The following is a 15,774-nucleotide window of genomic DNA, read 5'->3' as shown; positions in this document are numbered from 1 at the left end:
GGTCGCCAGGCCCCATGCCGTCCGGGTCGCTGCTCCCCTTGCCGGCGCGGCCGCCAGGCCCCGTACCGCCCGGGCCGCCGGACCCCTTGCCCTCCGGGCCGCCGGACCCCGTACCGCCGTCCGCCGCGCTCACCGCGAGGACCGCTCCGCCGCCTCGTCGAGCCGCAGGCCCAGCGTCTCCGGGCCGCCGTCGTCCACGGCCGGAGCCGGAGCCGCCGCCGTAGTCACAGCCGTGGCCGCTGCCGGGTCCGCTGCCGCGTCCGCCGTCGCCGGCTCGGCCGGTTCGTTCTTCTGCCGGTCGTCCTCGGTCGGCTCCTCGGAACCCGTGCGCCGCCGGGCGCCCGTCGCGCCGCGCTTGGGGCCGCTGCCGTTGGAGTGCAGCACCGCGCCGAGCACCGAGCCGCCCGCGCCGCTGATCAGCTCGCGGACCCGGTCCAGGTCGTCGCGGTGCACCTCCTTGGGGTCGCAGACGACCAGCACCCCGTCGACCCGGTCGGCCAGCGCGATGGCGTCGGCGTAGGAGAGGACGGCGGGGGCGAGGACGACGACGACCGAGCCGGGCGCGTCCGCGTGATCGATGAGCTGGGTCGCGGGGGTGGAGGTCAGCGCGCGGGCCACATTGCGCACCCGGCTGCCGGGGATCAGGTCGAACGCGCCCGACTCCCCCGCGTCGATGGGCACTTGCAGCCCGGTCGGCCAGCCGTTGTCGCCACGCGCGGGGGTGCGGGCCCAGCCGGGCCGGATGCCGTCGGCGGAGCGCAGCTTGGCGGACAGGCTCGGGGTGCGCAGGTCGGCCTCGACGAGCAGCACCTCGCGGCCCATCTCCACGAAGGACGCGGCGAGGTTGACGGAGACCGCCGAGGCCGTCTCGCTGTTGCCGCGCGGGGCGACCACGAGCAGCCGCCGCCGCTCGGCGAACCGCTGGTCGTAGGCGAGCCGGAAGGCCACCGAGCGGTACTCCTCGGCGAGCCGTCCCTCCGCGAGCAGCGCGTTCGGGTCCTGGCGGCGGCGGGAGCGCGGCAGCGTGCCGAGCACCGGCGCGCGCAGGGCGCGCACCACGTCGCCCTCGGAGCGGACGGTGGGGTCGAAGACCAGCCGCACCCAGGCGGCCAGCAGTCCGAGGCCGAGGCCGACGGCCGCGCCCATGCCCAGCGTCATGACCAGGCCGGGCCCGGCCGGCGCGGAGGGCGGCACGGCGGTGCGGACCACGAAGCCCGGTGTCGCGTCGAGGGCCTTGAGCTTGCTGATGCTGCTGTTCAGCTCGGAGATCTTGCCGATCAGCGTGGACTGGAGGGAGAGCGTGGAGTCCAGCGCCCGCCCGTCGCTCAGGCCCGCGATCTCGTCGGCGATCTCGTTGCGCTGCTTGACCAGCGGCGCGAGCTGCTTCTCGTAGCCCTTGACCATGTTGTCGATGAGCGACTGGGTCTGCTTGCGCCGGTTGTCGAGGTAGGCCCTGGTGACGGCGTTGGCCCGGTCGGACGCGGCCTTGGGCGAGGTCGCGGTGAACGCGAAGCGCAGCACGAGGGTGTTGGGCGGGTTGGTGACCTGGAGGCCGGCCTGAAGCTTCTCGGTGTCGCCGGGGACGCCCAGGCTGTTGGCCGCGCGCGCGGCGACCGTGTTGCTGAGCGCGGTCTGCCGCTCGGAGCCGATGCTGACCTGCTTGTCGGGCGCGGTGCCGCCGGGCGCGAAGGGGTCGACGGTCGCCGAACGGACCGTGACCTCGCTGGTCGCCACGTAGGCGTCGGCGCCGGTCACCCCCATCCAGGCGCCGCCGAGCAGCCCGAGCAGCACGCCCGACACCAGCAGCACGCGGTAGCGCAGCAGCTGCCGGAACTGGTCGCGCAGCAGGTCCGGTTCGTCCTGCGCGTGCTGGGTGTGCTGGGTGTGCTGTGCGATCCGCGGCTGCTGCGCAGCGTGCGGTTGTTCCGTCATGTATGTGCCCCCCTGTGCGGTGCGCGCCGTGCCAGCGCTTCGTCGAGCAGCCCGTCGATCCGGGCGAGTCCCGCCTCCTTGCCGAGGCAGGCGTCGACGTACGCCGGTCCGCAGGCCCCCAACTCGGCTGCGGCGCGCGGGTCTTCGGCAAGCTTACGGACCGCCGCGATGAGCTCTTCGGGGGCTTCCGGCGGGACGAGCACGCCCGCCTGGGAGCGCCGTACCTCCTCGGCCGTGCCGCCCTCGGCTGCCACCGAGGCGACGACGGGACGGCCCGCGGCGAAGTACGAGGTGAGCTTGGAGGGGATGCTCATGTCCAGCACGGAGGCCCGCTGGGTGACCGCGAGGGCGTCGGCGGCGGCGAGCACCTCGGGGAAGTCGTCCGTGTCGGCGGGGGCCGCGAAGTCGAGGTTGGGCAGCGAGCCGGCCAGCGAGCGCAGATGCGCGCGCTGGTTGCCGTCGCCCATCAGCACGAACCGGATGTCCGGGGCCAGCCGTGCGGCGTCGACCAGGATTTCCAGGCCCTGCTTGAGGCCCATGTTGCCGGAGTGCAGCACCACGATCTCGTCCTCGCGCCAGCCGAGCCGGGCGCGCGTCTCGGCGCGCGGGCGCGTCGGACGGGCCACGTGCGACCAGTTGGGCACCAGCCGGATGCGCTCGCGGTCCACGCCCATCGCGGCAACCTTGTCGACGAACGATTCGTGGATGACGCCGACCAGCTCGGCGCGGCCCAGGATGTACGCCTCGACGGAGGCCGCGGCGGCGGCGGCCCGGTCGCCGCCCCTGATGCCGCTCTGCGCGGCGGCGGCGCCCATCAAATCCTGGACGATGGGGATGTACGGCACCTGATGCCGCCCGGCTATTCGCGCGCCGATCAAACCGCCCGCGAGGCTGGGAAGTTGGGCGATGACGGCGTCGGGCGGCCCCATCCTGGGCGGTACGGCCAGTCCGTGGGCGAGGATCGACGCCTCGTAGAGCGCGCGCCGCAGGGCGGTCTGCCGCGGCGGCACGGTGTGCCGGCGGCGGTGCACGCGCACCCCGCCGCGCAGCTCGGCCGTGCGCCACGTGCCCCGGTAGCCGGGGTCGGTGCGCCAGGCGGGGTAGTGCGGCATCCCCGCCAGCACATTGACCTCGGTCAGTCCGTCGGCCGCCCAGTGTTCGGCGATCTGTGTCGCGTACGGACCGATGCCAGCCTGTTCAGGAGCGTAATTGGTGGATACCAGCAGCAGACGCCGACCGCCGAAGTCCGGCATGACGCATCTCCTCCCCCCAGAGTCGATCAAATCCCCACCCTAGCTGTTCATAGGCGCAACATCCGGTCGATCCCCGCCAGTTGAGCTTTCGCAATTCACCGCATTCGACCGGTGCGCACGGCTATCGTCGTGGTTTCTGGTGCGCTGGGGGGCGCACCGCGAGTGGGGGGATACCGCATGGCACACACCGTCGGCTACGCACCAGGGGTCTACGACCTCTTTCACGTCGGCCACCTCAACATCCTTCGGCACGCCCGCAGCCAGTGCGACTACCTGGTCGCGGGCGTCGTCTCGGATGAGATGGCGCAGCTGGCCAAGGGGCGCGCGCCGGTGGTTCCGCTGATCGAGCGGCTGGAGATCGTCCGCAGCATCCGCTTCGTGGACGCCGCGTTCGTGGAGACCGTGCCGGACAAGCTGGAGACCTGGCAGCAGGTCCGCTTCGACCGGATCTTCAAGGGGGACGACTGGCGGGGCACCGGCAAGGGGGCCAAGCTCGAAAGCGACTTCCGCACCGTCGGCGTCGAGGTCGTCTACTTCCCCTATACGGTCCACACCTCCAGCACCCAGCTGCGCCGCGCGCTCGACACGCTCAGCGCGCCGGCCCAGCAGCCCGCGTCGGTCACACAGGCCGTATCGCTGCCAGCTCCCGGAACCATTTCGCCATGAACGCGACCAGGAAGAGCATATTGACCGCGAACAGCGCCAGATAGCCGCCGAGGAAGACCCGCTCACTGCCCAGCAGCAGAAAGATGGCGCAGAAGACGCCGTAGTCGACCGGCAGCAGCGCGACAGCGCGCAGCCGCGAGGGAGCCGGGGGCGGGACGGGCCGCCCGTCGGTCACCACCGCCTTCGGCTTGAGCTTGTCGGCGAGCAGGCCGCCGAAGAAGATCAGCACCGCGGCGAACTGGAATCCGAGCGGCAGCAGCAGCCAGCCGTCCCCGGGCAGTTTAAAGAATCGGTAAAAGGACACCAGTACGGCGGCGTGGATCGCGGTGATCTTCGCGCAGTCCACGACGTGGTCCAGCCACTCCCCCGCCGGACTGCTCTCCTTCCGCAGCCGCGCGAGCTGGCCGTCCGCCGAGTCGAAGGCGAAGCCGACCGCGAGCGCGAGATAGACGAGCACCGCGAGCTGCCAGGACGGCCGGGCCAGCATCAGGGCTGCGATCGCGGAGAAACTGAAAGCGCCGCTGACCAGCGTGACTTGATTCGGCGTCATGCCCAGCCGGTACGCACCCGCGGCGAGCACCCGGCCGACGGGCCGGTTGACGTGACGTGAGTAGAGCGAGACGCCCTTCGACGTTTTCTGCGCGCCGCGCAGCTCGCGTAAGGCCGTGCTGAATGCCATGGTTTGCACCATCATCCCCCCAGATGACCCTCTCCCCTTATGCATCCGCACAGAGGCAGCTGAATGATGGCACGCGCGCGCGAACCGCATACAAAAGAGCGGCCGGTGAGAGCGGGATCACGGGACATCCAGGGAATCGTTAAGGTAAGCCTCAGGTAAGTTAGGGCGGCCTTAGTGAGTCGTCCCCATCGAACCCGATTCAGACTTCTTGCCCGGCTTGACCGATTTGGTCATCCTGGCGGGGCTTTGAGTCTTCGTACTCACTTGCATCACCTGCACCATTGCCTTCTTTGTTCACGCATCCTTGGAGTTCGTTATGCGAGCCGTCCGCCTCTCCGCCTCTATCGCTGCCGTCGCGGCGCTCACCGCCGTGTCCGGCTGCGCCGAGAAGAGCGACGCCAAGGGCTCCGACGTCATCCAGGTGACCGCGTCCGACGACAAGTGCGCGGTGTCCAAGAAGGCGTTCCCCGCCGGTCACGTCAAGCTCGCGGTCGAGAACAAGGGCTCCAAGGTCACCGAGGTCTACGTCTTCGCGCCGGGCGATCGGATCGTCACCGAGCGGGAGAACATCGGCCCCGGCACCAAGGCCACCGTCACCGCCGAGATCAAGGCCGGTTCGTACGAGATCGCCTGCAAGCCCGGCATGAAGGGCCACGGCATCCGGCAGACGGTCAAGGCGACCGGCAAGGGCGCGCCGAAGAAGTCCGACCCGCGGCTCGACAAGGCCGTCGCCGCCTACCGCACCTACGCACAGGCGCAGGCCGACGAGACGATCCCCAAGGTCAAGGTGTTCGCCGCCGCGATCGAGAAGGGCGACCTCGACGCCGCCAAGAAGGCGTACGCGCCCTCGCGCATCGGCTGGGAGCGCACCGAGCCGGTCGCCGAGTCCTTCGGCGACATCGACCCGAAGGTCGACTTCCGGGCCGACGGCCTGGAGAAGGGCCAGAAGTGGACCGGCTGGCACCGGCTGGAGAAGGCCCTCTGGCAGGACAAGAAGATCGGCCAGAAGGACAAGGACCTGGCCGCCCTGCTCGTCACCGACCTGAAGGGCTGGCAGAAGCGGGTCGGCACGGCGGACATCAACCCGACCGCCATGGCGAACGGCGCCAAGGAACTGCTCGACGAGGTCGCCACCGGCAAGGTCACCGGCGAGGAAGAGCGCTACAGCCACACCGACCTGGTCGACTTCCAGGCCAACCTCGAAGGCGCGCGGAAGTCCTACCAGTTGCTGCGGCCCGTCGCCGCCTCGAACGAGCCGGCGCTCGCCAAGGACCTGGACCAGGAGTTCGCGGCGCTGCAGAAGCAGCTCGACGGCTACCGCAAGGGCGAGGGCTTCGTCTCGTACGACACCGTCGACAAGACGGACCGCAAGGAGCTGTCGGACGGCGTCAACGCGCTCGCCGAGCCGCTCTCCAAGCTCGCCGCCGCAGTCGTCTCCAAGTAGGGGGATCCAATGACAGATTCCACTGGTCCGGTCGGTCCGACCGGTTCCGCCGATCCGACCGATCTGACCAACCCGGCCGACCCGACTGACCCGGCTGCCTCGATCGATCCCGCCGATCCGGCGGTCTCGACCGACCCGACCGGTCCGACTGGCTCGACCGGTCCCACCGCCTCGACCGGTCCGGCCGGCAAGAGCGATGGCCCCGCCGCCCAGGCGACCCGTTCCGCCGCCGCGCCCTCGCGCCGCGCGCTGATCGGCTGGGGCGGCGCCGGGCTCGCGCTCGGCGCCGTCGTGGCCGGCGGCACCGCCGCCGCGCTGCGCACCGGCGAGGACGCGCAGCCCGCGGCGAGCGGAAGCGCGGCCGTGCCCTTCCACGGCGTCCACCAGGCCGGCATCGCCACCGCCGTCCAGGACCGGCTGCACTTCGCCGCGTTCGACGTCACCACCGACGACCGCGCCGCGCTGATCGATCTGCTCAAGGAGTGGACGGCGGCAGCGGCCCGGATGACGGCGGGGCACGCGGTCGGCGAGGGCGCGGTCGGCGGGCTCGACGAGGCTCCGCCGGACGACACCGGCGAGGCGCTGGGCCTGCCGCCGTCCCGGCTCACCCTCACCTTCGGCATCGGCCCCGGCCTCTTCGAGGACAAGAAGGGCAAGGACCGGTTCGGCATCGGCTCACGCCGCCCGGACGCCCTGATCGACCTGCCGAAGTTCCCCGGCGACAACCTCGACGCGGCGCGCAGCGGCGGCGACCTGTGCGTCCAGGCGTGCGCCGACGACCCGCAGGTCGCGGTGCACGCGATCCGCAACCTCGCCAGGATCGGCTTCGGCAAGGTCGCCATCCGCTGGTCGCAGCTCGGCTTCGGCAAGACGTCCTCCACCACCCCCAACGCGCAGACGCCGCGCAATATGTTCGGCTTCAAGGACGGCACCCGCAACATCGCGGGCACCGACACCGACTCGCTCGCGCGGCACGTATGGGTCCCCGGCAAGGACGGCCCCGGCTGGATGACGGGCGGCTCCTACCTCGTCGCGCGGCGCATCCGGATGCACATCGAGACCTGGGACCGCACCTCGCTCAAAGAGCAGGAGGACATCTTCGGCCGCAACAAGGGCGAGGGCGCCGCGTACGGCAAGCAGGCCGAGCACGACGCCCCGAACCTGCGGGCGATGCTGCCCACCGCGCACGTACGGCTCGCCCACCCGGACACCAACAGCGGCACGAAGATCCTGCGCCGCGGCTACTCGTTCACGGACGGCACGGACGGACTCGGCCGGCTCGACGCCGGGCTGTTCTTCCTCGCCTACCAGCGGGACGTACGGTCCGGCTTCGTCCGGGTGCAGCGGCAACTGGCGCGCGGCGACGCGCTCAACGAGTACATCCAGCACGTGGGTTCGGCGGTTTTCGCCGTCCCGCCGGGAGTCCGGGACAAGGGCGACTGGTGGGGCCGTGAGCTCTTCGAAGGACCGGGCGGCGACAAGGCCGGCGAAGCCGACAGCTCTGAAGGACAGTGATCAACCGTGTTCGGTAACTATCTGATCGGCCTGCGCGAGGGCCTGGAGGCCAGTCTGGTCGTCTGCATCCTCGTCGCCTACCTGGTCAAGACCGACCGCAAGGAGAAGCTGCCGCCGGTCTGGATCGGCATCGGCGTGGCCGTGCTGCTGAGCCTGGCCTTCGGCTTCATCCTGCAGTTCGGCACCCAGACGCTGACCTTTGAAGCGCAGGAGCTGCTGGGCGGCACACTGTCGATCATCGCGGTCGGGCTGGTCACCTGGATGGTCTTCTGGATGCGGCGCACCGCGCGGCACCTCAAGCGCGAGCTGCACGGCAAGCTGGACGCCGCGCTCGCGATGGGCACCGGCGCGCTGGTGCTGACCGCCTTCCTCGCGGTCGGCCGCGAGGGCCTGGAGACGGCGCTGTTCATCTGGGCGGCGGTGCAGTCCACCGACGACGGCGCGCGCCCGCTGGTCGGCGCGCTGCTCGGGCTGCTCACCGCGGTGCTGCTGGGCTGGCTGTTCTACCGGGGCGCGTTGAAGATCAACCTGGCGAAGTTCTTCACCTGGACCGGCGCGATGCTGGTGATCGTCGCGGCGGGCGTGCTGGCGTACGGCTTCCACGACCTCCAGGAGGCGCGCTTCCTGCCGGGCCTGGCGAACAAGGCGTTCGACATCACCGCGCAGATCCCGCCGGACAGTTGGTACGGCACGCTGCTCAAGGGCGTGTTCAACTTCCAGGCTGACCCGACCTGGTTGCAGGTCGCCGTCTGGGCGCTGTATCTGGTACCCACGCTCGTGTTCTTCTTCTCCCCCGGTAAGGTTGCGCCGACCCCAGCCGCCCCGAAGGAGCACGATGACGCGCAGGTTGCCCTTCCGGGTGTCCACAGCCCTGGCGACCGCAGCACTGCTGACGCTGACGGGCTGCGTGACGGTGCACGGCGAACGGGAGATCATCCCGTCGGTGACGAAGCCTGAGGCCCGACGGGTCCTCACCGAGTTCACCAAGGCCAACAACGCGGCGAGCCGCGCGCACGATCCGAACCTCATCGCCGCGACCGAGACCGGCCCGTACGGCGCGATCGACCAGGGGCGGCTGAAGTCGGCGCACGCGCTCAGCCCCGGCGGCAACCCGAACTACGCGCCGCTGGAGCTGACCGACGCGCGCTTCGCGATCCCGCGGCAGGCGGGCTGGCCGAAGTTCTTCGTCGCGGACACCGACAGCAACCGTGACGTGGACAAGTACCGCTGGCTGCTGGTCTTCCGGAAGGACAGCGCGGACGCGCCGTGGAAGGCCGCCTACCTCTCGCTCCTGAGCAACGAGGAGATGCCGGACTTCGCGACGGACTCGGAGGGTTACGCCGAGCCCGTACCGCTCGGCCGGAAGTCGGACCTGGCGATCGCGCCGAACGCGCTGAGCCGGGCGTACGCCTCGTATCTTCAGGACGGCGAGGGAGGGCTCTTCGCCGACGGCCAGCAGACCTCGCAGGAGCGTCTCAGGCGCGCGAAGCTCGCCAACCGGCCCGGCTCCTCGAACCAGTACATCGACCTGCCCGCGCGCGGCGACACGTTCGCGCCGGTGGCGCTGCGCACCGCGGACGGCGGGGCGCTGGCCTTCTTCAGCGCGACGCACCACCAGCGGCACACGGCGGCGCGCGGCCTCAAGCTCCGGGTCAAGCCGGAGGTCGAAGCGATGATGACGGGCACGGCGAAGCAGTCGGTGACGTTCATACGGGTCTCGGACGCGGCAGTCACCATCCCGCCACGGAGCGGGGGCGCCGGGGGCGCCGGCCAAGTGGTGTTCCTGAACCGGCTCGAAGGCATCACGGCGGCGCGCGGGTCCTAGCCACGCGGGCGGGGCCGTTCGGTACGGGGCGGGGCGTTACGGGGCAGGGCGCGGCGGGCCGCTGAGCTGGGCGGCGAGGCCGTTGCGCTGAGGGGTGGGGCCGTTGCGCTCAGGGGCGGGGTTCAGCGCCCCGTCGGCCAGGCCGTCGTCTCGTAGTCGTGGTCCGGCTCGGAGATCGCGAACCGCGCGCACGCGTCGGTCAGCGTTTCCAGCAGGGTCAGCGGGTCGGGCAACTGCCGCTCGGGACCGTGTCCTGCGAGCCAGGCCACGACGCCGTCACCCGGCAGTACCGCGGGCGGTACGAGCACATAGCTGCCCCGGCAGTGCCAGCGCAGTCCGGGGTGCTCGTCCATCGTCTCGGGATGGCAGTCCAGCTCGCAGGGCCACCACTCGTCCTCGTCGTCCGGAGTGCCGCGGCTGGCGGTGAAGAACAGCATCCGGTCGGGACCGGACTCGGCGATCGGGCCCACATCGACACCCGCGGCCTCCAGCCGCTCCAGCGCGACGCGCCCCACCTCGACGGGGACGTCCAGCACATCGTGGGCGATGCCGGTGGCGGTGATGAAGTTGGCCTGCGGCTGGCTGCGCAGCCAGTAGCCGACCTTCTCCGGGTCGGTGGTGGCCTGATGGGTCTGCCAGGCGAAGGAGATGGGGTGCCGGCCGGGGGTCGGACAGCCGACCCGGTCGCAGGAACAGCCGTATCCGGAGGGATAGGCGGCGGGCGCGAGGGGGAAGCCGGCCCGAGCGGAGGCGAGCAGCAGGTCCGCACGGCCTTGCGCGGCCGCTGCCCCCGTGTCCGTATCGCCGCCCGTTCCGCTGCTCGGTCGGCGTAGCCACTGGGAGAACCTGCTTTTGCGTTCCATCTATCCCCTCACCTCACCGTTGTCCGCTCAATGCTGCCACCATCCTGCGCCTGAGGTGGCCAGTGTCCACATCCGGGGTACATGGGCGCTTCCCTCCATCGGACCGCCACCGCAGGGAATATCCGGGCAATTACCCCTAGCCTGTCGTCTATGGCCAAAAAGCCTCTCATAACGGGCGCGCTCACCTTGGCACTCCTGGTGGCGGGGGCCGCCCCAGCGGTCCCGACAGCTCCGGAGACCGCCGCCGCCGCGAGGACCCCCGTCTTCCTCGCCCGCCACCCGGTGACGGCGGGGGCACTGCCCCCGGTCACCTATACGGCGCACCGCGGCGGAGCGCTCGAAGCCCCCGAGAACAGCATGTCCGGGCTGGCGGCGGCCTTTGCGAGCCGTACCGCACAGGTCCTCGACTTCGACACCCGGATGCTGCGGGACGGGACGCTCGTGGTGATGCACGACGCCACCCTGGACCGCACGACCGACAGAACGGGCCCGGTGCGCGCGCTGACCGCCCGGCAGTGGAAGGCCGTACGGCTGCGGCCCGGCGTGCTCCGGCGCGGCAAGGGCGGCGCGGCCGGCGCGGTTGGCGGGTCCAAGGGCGGCTCGGGGCCTGGCCACGGCAAGCGTGACAAGGCTCACCACCGGAAGGGCCACCCCAGGAGAGCCGAGCACCCGCCGACCGTCGCCCAGGTGCTGGACCGGTTCGGCGGCCGGTCCGTGCTGCTCCTGGAGGCCAAGGACCCGTCGAGCATCCACAAACTGGCCCGCTTGATACGGGCCCGCCATCTCACCGAGTCCGTCTTCGTCAACACGAACCACCCGTGGCTGGCCCGCGTCGCGAACCGGATGGGCCTGCTGGCGCAGCTGTGGCGCTCGGCCCGGCAGCTGCGCGGGGACCGGCCGGAGGACTGGCGGACCTTCGTGACGACGCTGGACGTGGACTACCGGGCGCGCGCCCGGGACCTGCGGCGGGCCGTGGCCTCCGGCATACCGCGGGTGTGGGCGCACACCGTGAACACCGTGAAGGACCGCGACCGGGTGCTGCGGCTGGGCTGCGACGGCATCATCACGGACGCCCCGAGGCTGCTCAGGGCCGCCCTGCCTACCGTTCGCTGACGCCGGGACCGCCGGTGAGGCCGTCACCGGGACCGTCACCGGGACCGCTGTCGAGCCCGCCGCCGAGGCCGCCGCCGAGGCCGCCGCCGAGGCCGCCGCCGAGGCCGCCGCCGAGGCCGCCGAGGGTCAGGTCGACGACGGTGTCCGCGTAAGCGTGGGTCAGCGGCATGGTGCGGGTCAGCCAGCGGTGGAAGAGCGGGCCGACCAGCAGCTCCAGCGCGATCCGCAAGTCGACGCCCTCGGCGACCTGACCGGCCCGCTGCGCCGCGCCCAGCCGCCGCGTATAGGCCGCGAGCTGCGGCTCCAGCACCTTGGCGGTGAGCGCGGCGCCCAGCTCCGGGTCGTTCTGCGTCTCGGAGATCAGCGCCCGGGTCGGCCGGTCGAGCCGGGAGTCGTTGAGTTCGTCGACGGTGGCGCGCAGCACGGTCTTGAGGTCGGCGGCCAGGTCCCCGGTATCGGGCAGCTCGACCTCCTCCGCGCCGGCGTCCGGCGGCAGGCACGCCTCGAACAGCACCGCGGCCTTGGAGGGCCACCACCGGTAGATCGTCTGCTTGCCGACCCCCGCACGGGCGGCGATGGCCTCGACCGTGAGCTTCGAGTAACCGATCTCGCCGACGAGTTCGAGGGTGGTGTCGAGGATCGCCCGGCGGGAGTGTTCGCTGCGGCGGGTGGAGTCGGGTGCGCGGGTGTCGGCCATGGGGCGAATGTACCAACGGGGTGAGGCGAGACGTATCGTCTTGACGGGCCTCGACGGGGCCTTGGCTGGACGCCGCGCCTGATCGTGTCAGGTGCGAACCACCCGAACGGTTCACTGCACGGCGCGGCTTCAGGGTGGACTATTCGGGGACGTACGTAACCCCGTACACGCACCCGGCGTCACCGTCACCGTGAGGAGCTGTCCTTGCGTACATCGCAGCGTCGCGCCACCCCCCGCGACTACCTGATGTGCCCGCCGACCCACTTCCGGGTCACGTACTCGATCAACCCCTGGATGGACCCGGACAAGCCCGTGGACCTGCGGTTGGCACTCGCCCAGTGGGAGGACCTGCGCGACCGCTACCGTTCGCTGGGCCACACCGTCCAGGAACTCACGCCGCACCCCGAACTGCCCGACATGGTCTTCGCCGCGAACGGCGCGACCGTCATCGACGGCCGGGTGCTCGGCGCCCGCTTCGCCCACTCCGAGCGCACCGCCGAAGCGGCCGTGCACCGCGCCTGGTTCCGCGAACACGGCTACCCCGAGGTGCGCGAGCCGGACCACATCAACGAGGGCGAGGGCGACTTCGCCGTCACCGCCTCCTGGCTGCTGGCCGGCCGCGGCTTCCGCAGCAGCCCGCTCTCCAACCCCGAGGCGCAGGAGTACTTCGGCCGCCCGGTGATCGGCCTCGATCTCGTCGATCCCCGCTACTACCACCTCGACACGGCCCTGTCGGTGCTCGACGACACCACCGACAGCGACGTCATGTACTACCCGCCGGCCTTCTCGCCGGGCAGCCGGGCCGTCCTCGCCCGGCTCTTCCCCGACGCGATCATCGCCGAGGAACCGGACGCCGCCGCCTTCGGCCTCAACGCGGTCTGCGACGGCCGCCATGTGCTGCTCCCCCAGGCCGCGTTGGGGCTCTTCGAGCCCTTGCGGGAACGGGGGTACGAGCCGATAGGCCTGGATCTGTCCGAACTGCTCAAGGGTGGCGGCAGCGTCAAGTGCTGCACGTTGGAACTGCGTTCGGCGTAGGGGGTGGCGGGGGCCGGCCTCTCAGGCATCCCCGGCCCCCTCCCGCCCCGGCTCCGCCGACTGCTCCGGCGGCCACGCGTCGCCCCAGGCCGCGTCGCGCGCCGCCCGGTAGAGCGGGCCGTGCCGCTTGGTCACCGTCTCGCGGCGGAGCTTCTCGTCCGTGCCGCACAGCTCCAACAGGACCTGGCCCTTGCGCAGTTGGGGACGCCGTACGATCCGTCCGGCAGCCGGCGTCGCCGGGAAGCGGACCGCCGCTACGTAGCTGAACTTCTCGTCCTCGTAGGACAGCTCGCCGCCCTTCACCTTCCGGTGCAGCGAGGAGCGGTTGACCCTGGTCGCGAAGTGGCACCAGTCGTTGCCCGGCTCGATCGGGCACTCGGCGCTGTGCGGGCAGGGCGCGACGACCCGCAGGCCGGCCGCGATCAGCTGGTCGCGCGCCTGGCGGATGCGGAGGTAGCCGTCCGGCGTGCCCGGCTCGACGATCACGACGGCCTGCGCCGCGCGGGCCGCCTCGTCGACGACCGAGCGGCGGTCGGCCGCGGTCAGCTCGCCGAGCACGTAGGAGACCGTGACCAGGTCGGTGTCGTCGGGCAGCGCGATCCCCGCGCCGATGGTCTGCCGCTGCCAGCGGGCGTCCCGCAGCGCGGCGGAGCCGGCCTCGCGAGCCAGCTCGCCGCCGAGTGTCAGCGCGGGCTCGGCCCAGTCGAGGACGAGGGTCGTACGGGGGGCGGCCGGCCCGGTGGGCCAGGTCGCCTCGACCGCCCAGCTCGCCGAACCGGTCCCGCCGCCCACGTCCACATGCCGGGCCGGCGACCAGTCGGGCACCCGCAGCCGGAAGGCCGCGAGCGCGGCGCGCGCCGCCTCGAAGGTGGCGGGCATCCGGTAGGCGGCGTACGCGGCCACGTCGGAGCGGTCGCGCAGCACGGGCACGTCGGTGGGGGTGTCCCCCCGGTACGTGGCGATCAGCCGCTCCACGGCCTGGGCGGCCCGCTTCGGCGGCAGCCCGTCGAGCAGTCCGGCCAGGGCGGCGCGGAGCTGGTCGGCGGTTCGGGGTGATTCGGGGGCGTGCATTCGAAGAATTCTAGGCCCTGTGGGAGCACTGTCCGGCGGACGCCGTCGCGGCCCGTATCGGCGGGGCCGGGGCGGTGGCCGTACGGGCGGCGACCGGCGGCGGTCAGCCGGGGCTGCGACCGGGAAGTGACGCGAGCGGCGACGCGGGACGACGCTCGGGGCGGCCTCCGGCGTACGGGAGGGCCCGCGAGGGGCCGGACCGCCGCCCGCCTCCCGTGCGCTCTTCCGCCCCTCCCCACGCCCGCTCCGGAACTGCCGGGGCGTCAGGGCATGTTGCTACGCTGGCGGCCTGCGGGACTGGGGATGCTCGGGGGGGAAATGACCAGAAAGGTCGGGCGGGCGGTGCTGGCCGCCGCACTGCTGGTGGCCCTGTCGCTGGGGGTGCTGGCCGCCTTCGGCGGGGGCGATTCGTTGCCCGCTCCCCCGAAACCGCCCCGTAAGAGCGCGGACGCCACCGCGCCGCAGACCCGGCTCCAGGTCGCGGGCGCGTACGACACCCGGCGCGGCTGGGAGATCGCCGGCGCTTCCGACCGCTACGCGACCGCGCCCTCCGCCGGGCTCATCGGGTATCTGGCGCGGGTCTCGGAGACGACGTACGTGCTCAAGGCCGTCGACGCGCGCACCGGCGAGCAGCGGTGGCAGAGCCGGGAGTGGCAGCCGCTGTCCGACCCGCTGTACTTCCCCCGGCTGTTCGGCGTCGCGAAGGACGGCCGGGAGTACTTCGTGGCCTCCTCGCACGGCGACACCGGCGACGACGCGCTGACCAGGGGAAAGGCGGTCGTCGCCCTCGACATCCACGAGGCCGGGACCGGTTCGGTCCGGCACCTGGAGGTGCCGTGGGAGGAGAGCCCCGAGGTCTCGGGCGGCGGCGCGGGGGTGCTGATCGGCCGGGACGGGCCGGAGGCCGCCGTCGTGGACCCGGCCGACGGAACGGTCAAGCGGACCGGCGCGAAGCAGCTCAAGCCGCCGAAGGGCTGCGCCGCCTGCGGCCGGCTGACCGAGGTGAAGGGGCTGACCGAGCGCGGGCTGCTGGCCGCCGGGACCAAGGGGTTCTGGGTGCGCGGCGGCTGGTACAGCGCGCGGGTGGCGCCCCGGGGCGCCGACCGCGGGAGCGGGGTGCCGACGGCCGTGGCGGACGGCCAGGTGCTGGCCCGCTGGGAGAAGCGCAAGGGCACGGCGCACGCCCGCGACAACGACCTGTGGGCGGTGCACGACGCCTCGACCGGCGCGGTGCGGACCACCGTGGAGTGCGAGAAGCCCTTCCTTCAGCCCGGCGAGTACCCCGAGGCGGTGCTCTCCGCCGGGGGCCGCTACCTGGTCGCCGGACAGCTGGCCTTCGACCTGCGGGAGAAGAAGGGCTACTGCTTCCAGGAGAAGGGCCTGACCAAGGGGCTCAACCTGGCGTCGGTGACGGACGACGGGATCGCGTACGGCGCGGTGGGCGCGCGCTCGGCCGGCGAGGCCATAGAGGGCGGCGGCGCGCCCGTCCAGGTGGCCCTGGCCACCGGAGAGCCGGAGGCCCTGTCGGCCAACACGCGGGTGCCTGCGGCGGACCTGGGCGGGGTCGGCCTGTTCAGCTACGTCGACGCCAAGGAGCGGTCGCATTTGATCGGGTACGCCCGGCGGCGTTGAGGGGCGCGTGGGAGTGCGTGGGTGCGGGGGGCGCGGGGCGCGGGGGGCG

The 15,774-nt window shown here is 72.2% G+C and carries 14 protein-coding genes; 8 read left to right on the top strand and 6 right to left on the bottom strand.

The annotated features are described in order from the left end of the window. Window positions 1-129: 129 nt before the first annotated feature. Both QMK28_RS16330 and QMK28_RS16325 read right to left on the bottom strand, forming a co-directional pair. Window positions 130-1,932 carry a lipopolysaccharide biosynthesis protein gene (locus tag QMK28_RS16330; RefSeq protein ID WP_326438496.1) on the bottom strand — a complete coding sequence of 601 codons (1,803 nt, stop codon included), beginning with the start codon at window positions 1,930-1,932 and terminating at the stop codon, window positions 130-132. Continuing rightward, window positions 1,929-3,185, bottom strand: coding sequence for a glycosyltransferase (locus QMK28_RS16325; RefSeq protein ID WP_326438494.1), 1,257 nt, complete (start codon window positions 3,183-3,185; stop codon window positions 1,929-1,931). The genes QMK28_RS16330 and QMK28_RS16325 overlap by 4 nt, the downstream gene beginning before the upstream one ends. A 177-nt stretch (window positions 3,186-3,362) precedes the next feature. Between QMK28_RS16325 and QMK28_RS16320 the strand changes: the two genes are divergently transcribed. Continuing rightward, the gene (locus QMK28_RS16320; protein WP_326438492.1) at window positions 3,363-3,851 is read left to right on the top strand and encodes an adenylyltransferase/cytidyltransferase family protein; all 489 of its coding nucleotides are present in this window, start codon (window positions 3,363-3,365) and stop codon (window positions 3,849-3,851) included. Here QMK28_RS16320 and QMK28_RS16315 read toward each other — a convergent pair. Next, window positions 3,805-4,530, bottom strand: a complete 726-nt coding sequence (locus tag QMK28_RS16315) for a CDP-alcohol phosphatidyltransferase family protein (RefSeq protein WP_326438491.1) — start codon at window positions 4,528-4,530, stop codon at window positions 3,805-3,807. The two genes, QMK28_RS16320 and QMK28_RS16315, sit on opposite strands and share 47 nt — an antisense overlap. Before the next feature lie 316 nt (window positions 4,531-4,846). On the opposite strand from QMK28_RS16315, the gene efeO reads away from it, so the two are divergent. Genes efeO through QMK28_RS16295 form a run of 4 tightly spaced genes read left to right on the top strand, consistent with a single transcriptional unit; the run spans window position 4,847 to window position 9,314 of the window. Then, window positions 4,847-5,974 carry an iron uptake system protein EfeO gene (gene efeO / locus QMK28_RS16310; protein ID WP_326438489.1) on the top strand — a complete coding sequence of 376 codons (1,128 nt, stop codon included), beginning with the start codon at window positions 4,847-4,849 and terminating at the stop codon, window positions 5,972-5,974. Between the two features lie 9 nt (window positions 5,975-5,983). Next, the gene (gene efeB, locus QMK28_RS16305) at window positions 5,984-7,489 is read left to right on the top strand and encodes an iron uptake transporter deferrochelatase/peroxidase subunit (RefSeq protein ID WP_326438487.1); all 1,506 of its coding nucleotides are present in this window, start codon (window positions 5,984-5,986) and stop codon (window positions 7,487-7,489) included. Between the two features lie 6 nt (window positions 7,490-7,495). Continuing rightward, the gene (gene efeU, locus QMK28_RS16300; protein ID WP_326438485.1) at window positions 7,496-8,446 is read left to right on the top strand and encodes an iron uptake transporter permease EfeU; all 951 of its coding nucleotides are present in this window, start codon (window positions 7,496-7,498) and stop codon (window positions 8,444-8,446) included. Then, window positions 8,397-9,314, top strand: a complete 918-nt coding sequence (locus QMK28_RS16295; RefSeq protein WP_326438567.1) for a hypothetical protein — start codon at window positions 8,397-8,399, stop codon at window positions 9,312-9,314. The genes efeU and QMK28_RS16295 overlap by 50 nt, the downstream gene beginning before the upstream one ends. 122 nt (window positions 9,315-9,436) lie before the next feature. Here the strand turns inward: QMK28_RS16295 and QMK28_RS16290 are convergent, their stop codons facing one another. Next, window positions 9,437-10,177, bottom strand: coding sequence for a bifunctional DNA primase/polymerase (locus tag QMK28_RS16290; protein WP_326438483.1), 741 nt, complete (start codon window positions 10,175-10,177; stop codon window positions 9,437-9,439). A 150-nt stretch (window positions 10,178-10,327) separates the two neighbouring features. Between QMK28_RS16290 and QMK28_RS16285 the strand changes: the two genes are divergently transcribed. Next, window positions 10,328-11,290, top strand: a complete 963-nt coding sequence (locus tag QMK28_RS16285) for a glycerophosphodiester phosphodiesterase (protein ID WP_326438481.1) — start codon at window positions 10,328-10,330, stop codon at window positions 11,288-11,290. Here the strand turns inward: QMK28_RS16285 and QMK28_RS16280 are convergent. Continuing rightward, window positions 11,277-11,987: a TetR/AcrR family transcriptional regulator gene (locus QMK28_RS16280; protein WP_443050740.1), complete on the bottom strand. Its 711-nt coding sequence runs from the start codon at window positions 11,985-11,987 to the stop codon at window positions 11,277-11,279. The two genes, QMK28_RS16285 and QMK28_RS16280, sit on opposite strands and share 14 nt — an antisense overlap. Window positions 11,988-12,191: 204 nt before the next feature. Between QMK28_RS16280 and ddaH the strand changes: the two genes are divergently transcribed. Beyond that, entirely contained in the window at window positions 12,192-13,022 is an 831-nt protein-coding gene (gene ddaH, locus QMK28_RS16275; RefSeq protein ID WP_326438479.1) for a dimethylargininase, read from the top strand. A gap of 21 nt (window positions 13,023-13,043) precedes the next feature. On the opposite strand, the gene QMK28_RS16270 is transcribed toward ddaH, so the two are convergent. Continuing rightward, window positions 13,044-14,093: a small ribosomal subunit Rsm22 family protein gene (locus QMK28_RS16270; RefSeq protein ID WP_326438477.1), complete on the bottom strand. Its 1,050-nt coding sequence runs from the start codon at window positions 14,091-14,093 to the stop codon at window positions 13,044-13,046. Between the two features lie 318 nt (window positions 14,094-14,411). Here QMK28_RS16270 and QMK28_RS16265 point away from each other — a divergent pair, with 318 nt between their 5' ends. Next, entirely contained in the window at window positions 14,412-15,725 is a 1,314-nt protein-coding gene (locus QMK28_RS16265) for a hypothetical protein (protein WP_326438475.1), read from the top strand. Window positions 15,726-15,774 lie beyond the last annotated feature (49 nt).

Origin of the sequence: Streptomyces sp. H27-D2 (genome assembly GCF_035828615.1) — a bacterium.
Classification (GTDB): domain Bacteria; phylum Actinomycetota; class Actinomycetes; order Streptomycetales; family Streptomycetaceae; genus Streptomyces.
The sequence above is the reverse complement of the archived record's forward strand: the minus strand, read 5'-3'. Positions and strand labels throughout refer to the sequence as shown.

What these genes read in the sequence shown, in the direction of transcription:
- QMK28_RS16270 (WP_326438477.1), bottom strand. Translation starts at nt 14,093, where the DNA reads ATGCACGCCCCCGAATCACCCCGAACCGCCGACCAGCTCCGCGCCGCC.
- efeO (WP_326438489.1), top strand. Translation starts at nt 4,847, where the DNA reads ATGCGAGCCGTCCGCCTCTCCGCCTCTATCGCTGCCGTCGCGGCGCTC.
- QMK28_RS16280 (WP_443050740.1), bottom strand. Translation starts at nt 11,987, where the DNA reads ATGGCCGACACCCGCGCACCCGACTCCACCCGCCGCAGCGAACACTCC.
- QMK28_RS16315 (WP_326438491.1), bottom strand. Translation starts at nt 4,530, where the DNA reads ATGGCATTCAGCACGGCCTTACGCGAGCTGCGCGGCGCGCAGAAAACG.
- QMK28_RS16265 (WP_326438475.1), top strand. Translation starts at nt 14,412, where the DNA reads ATGACCAGAAAGGTCGGGCGGGCGGTGCTGGCCGCCGCACTGCTGGTG.
- QMK28_RS16325 (WP_326438494.1), bottom strand. Translation starts at nt 3,185, where the DNA reads ATGCCGGACTTCGGCGGTCGGCGTCTGCTGCTGGTATCCACCAATTAC.
- QMK28_RS16285 (WP_326438481.1), top strand. Translation starts at nt 10,328, where the DNA reads ATGGCCAAAAAGCCTCTCATAACGGGCGCGCTCACCTTGGCACTCCTG.
- QMK28_RS16330 (WP_326438496.1), bottom strand. Translation starts at nt 1,932, where the DNA reads ATGACGGAACAACCGCACGCTGCGCAGCAGCCGCGGATCGCACAGCAC.
- QMK28_RS16290 (WP_326438483.1), bottom strand. Translation starts at nt 10,177, where the DNA reads ATGGAACGCAAAAGCAGGTTCTCCCAGTGGCTACGCCGACCGAGCAGC.
- QMK28_RS16320 (WP_326438492.1), top strand. Translation starts at nt 3,363, where the DNA reads ATGGCACACACCGTCGGCTACGCACCAGGGGTCTACGACCTCTTTCAC.
- efeB (WP_326438487.1), top strand. Translation starts at nt 5,984, where the DNA reads ATGACAGATTCCACTGGTCCGGTCGGTCCGACCGGTTCCGCCGATCCG.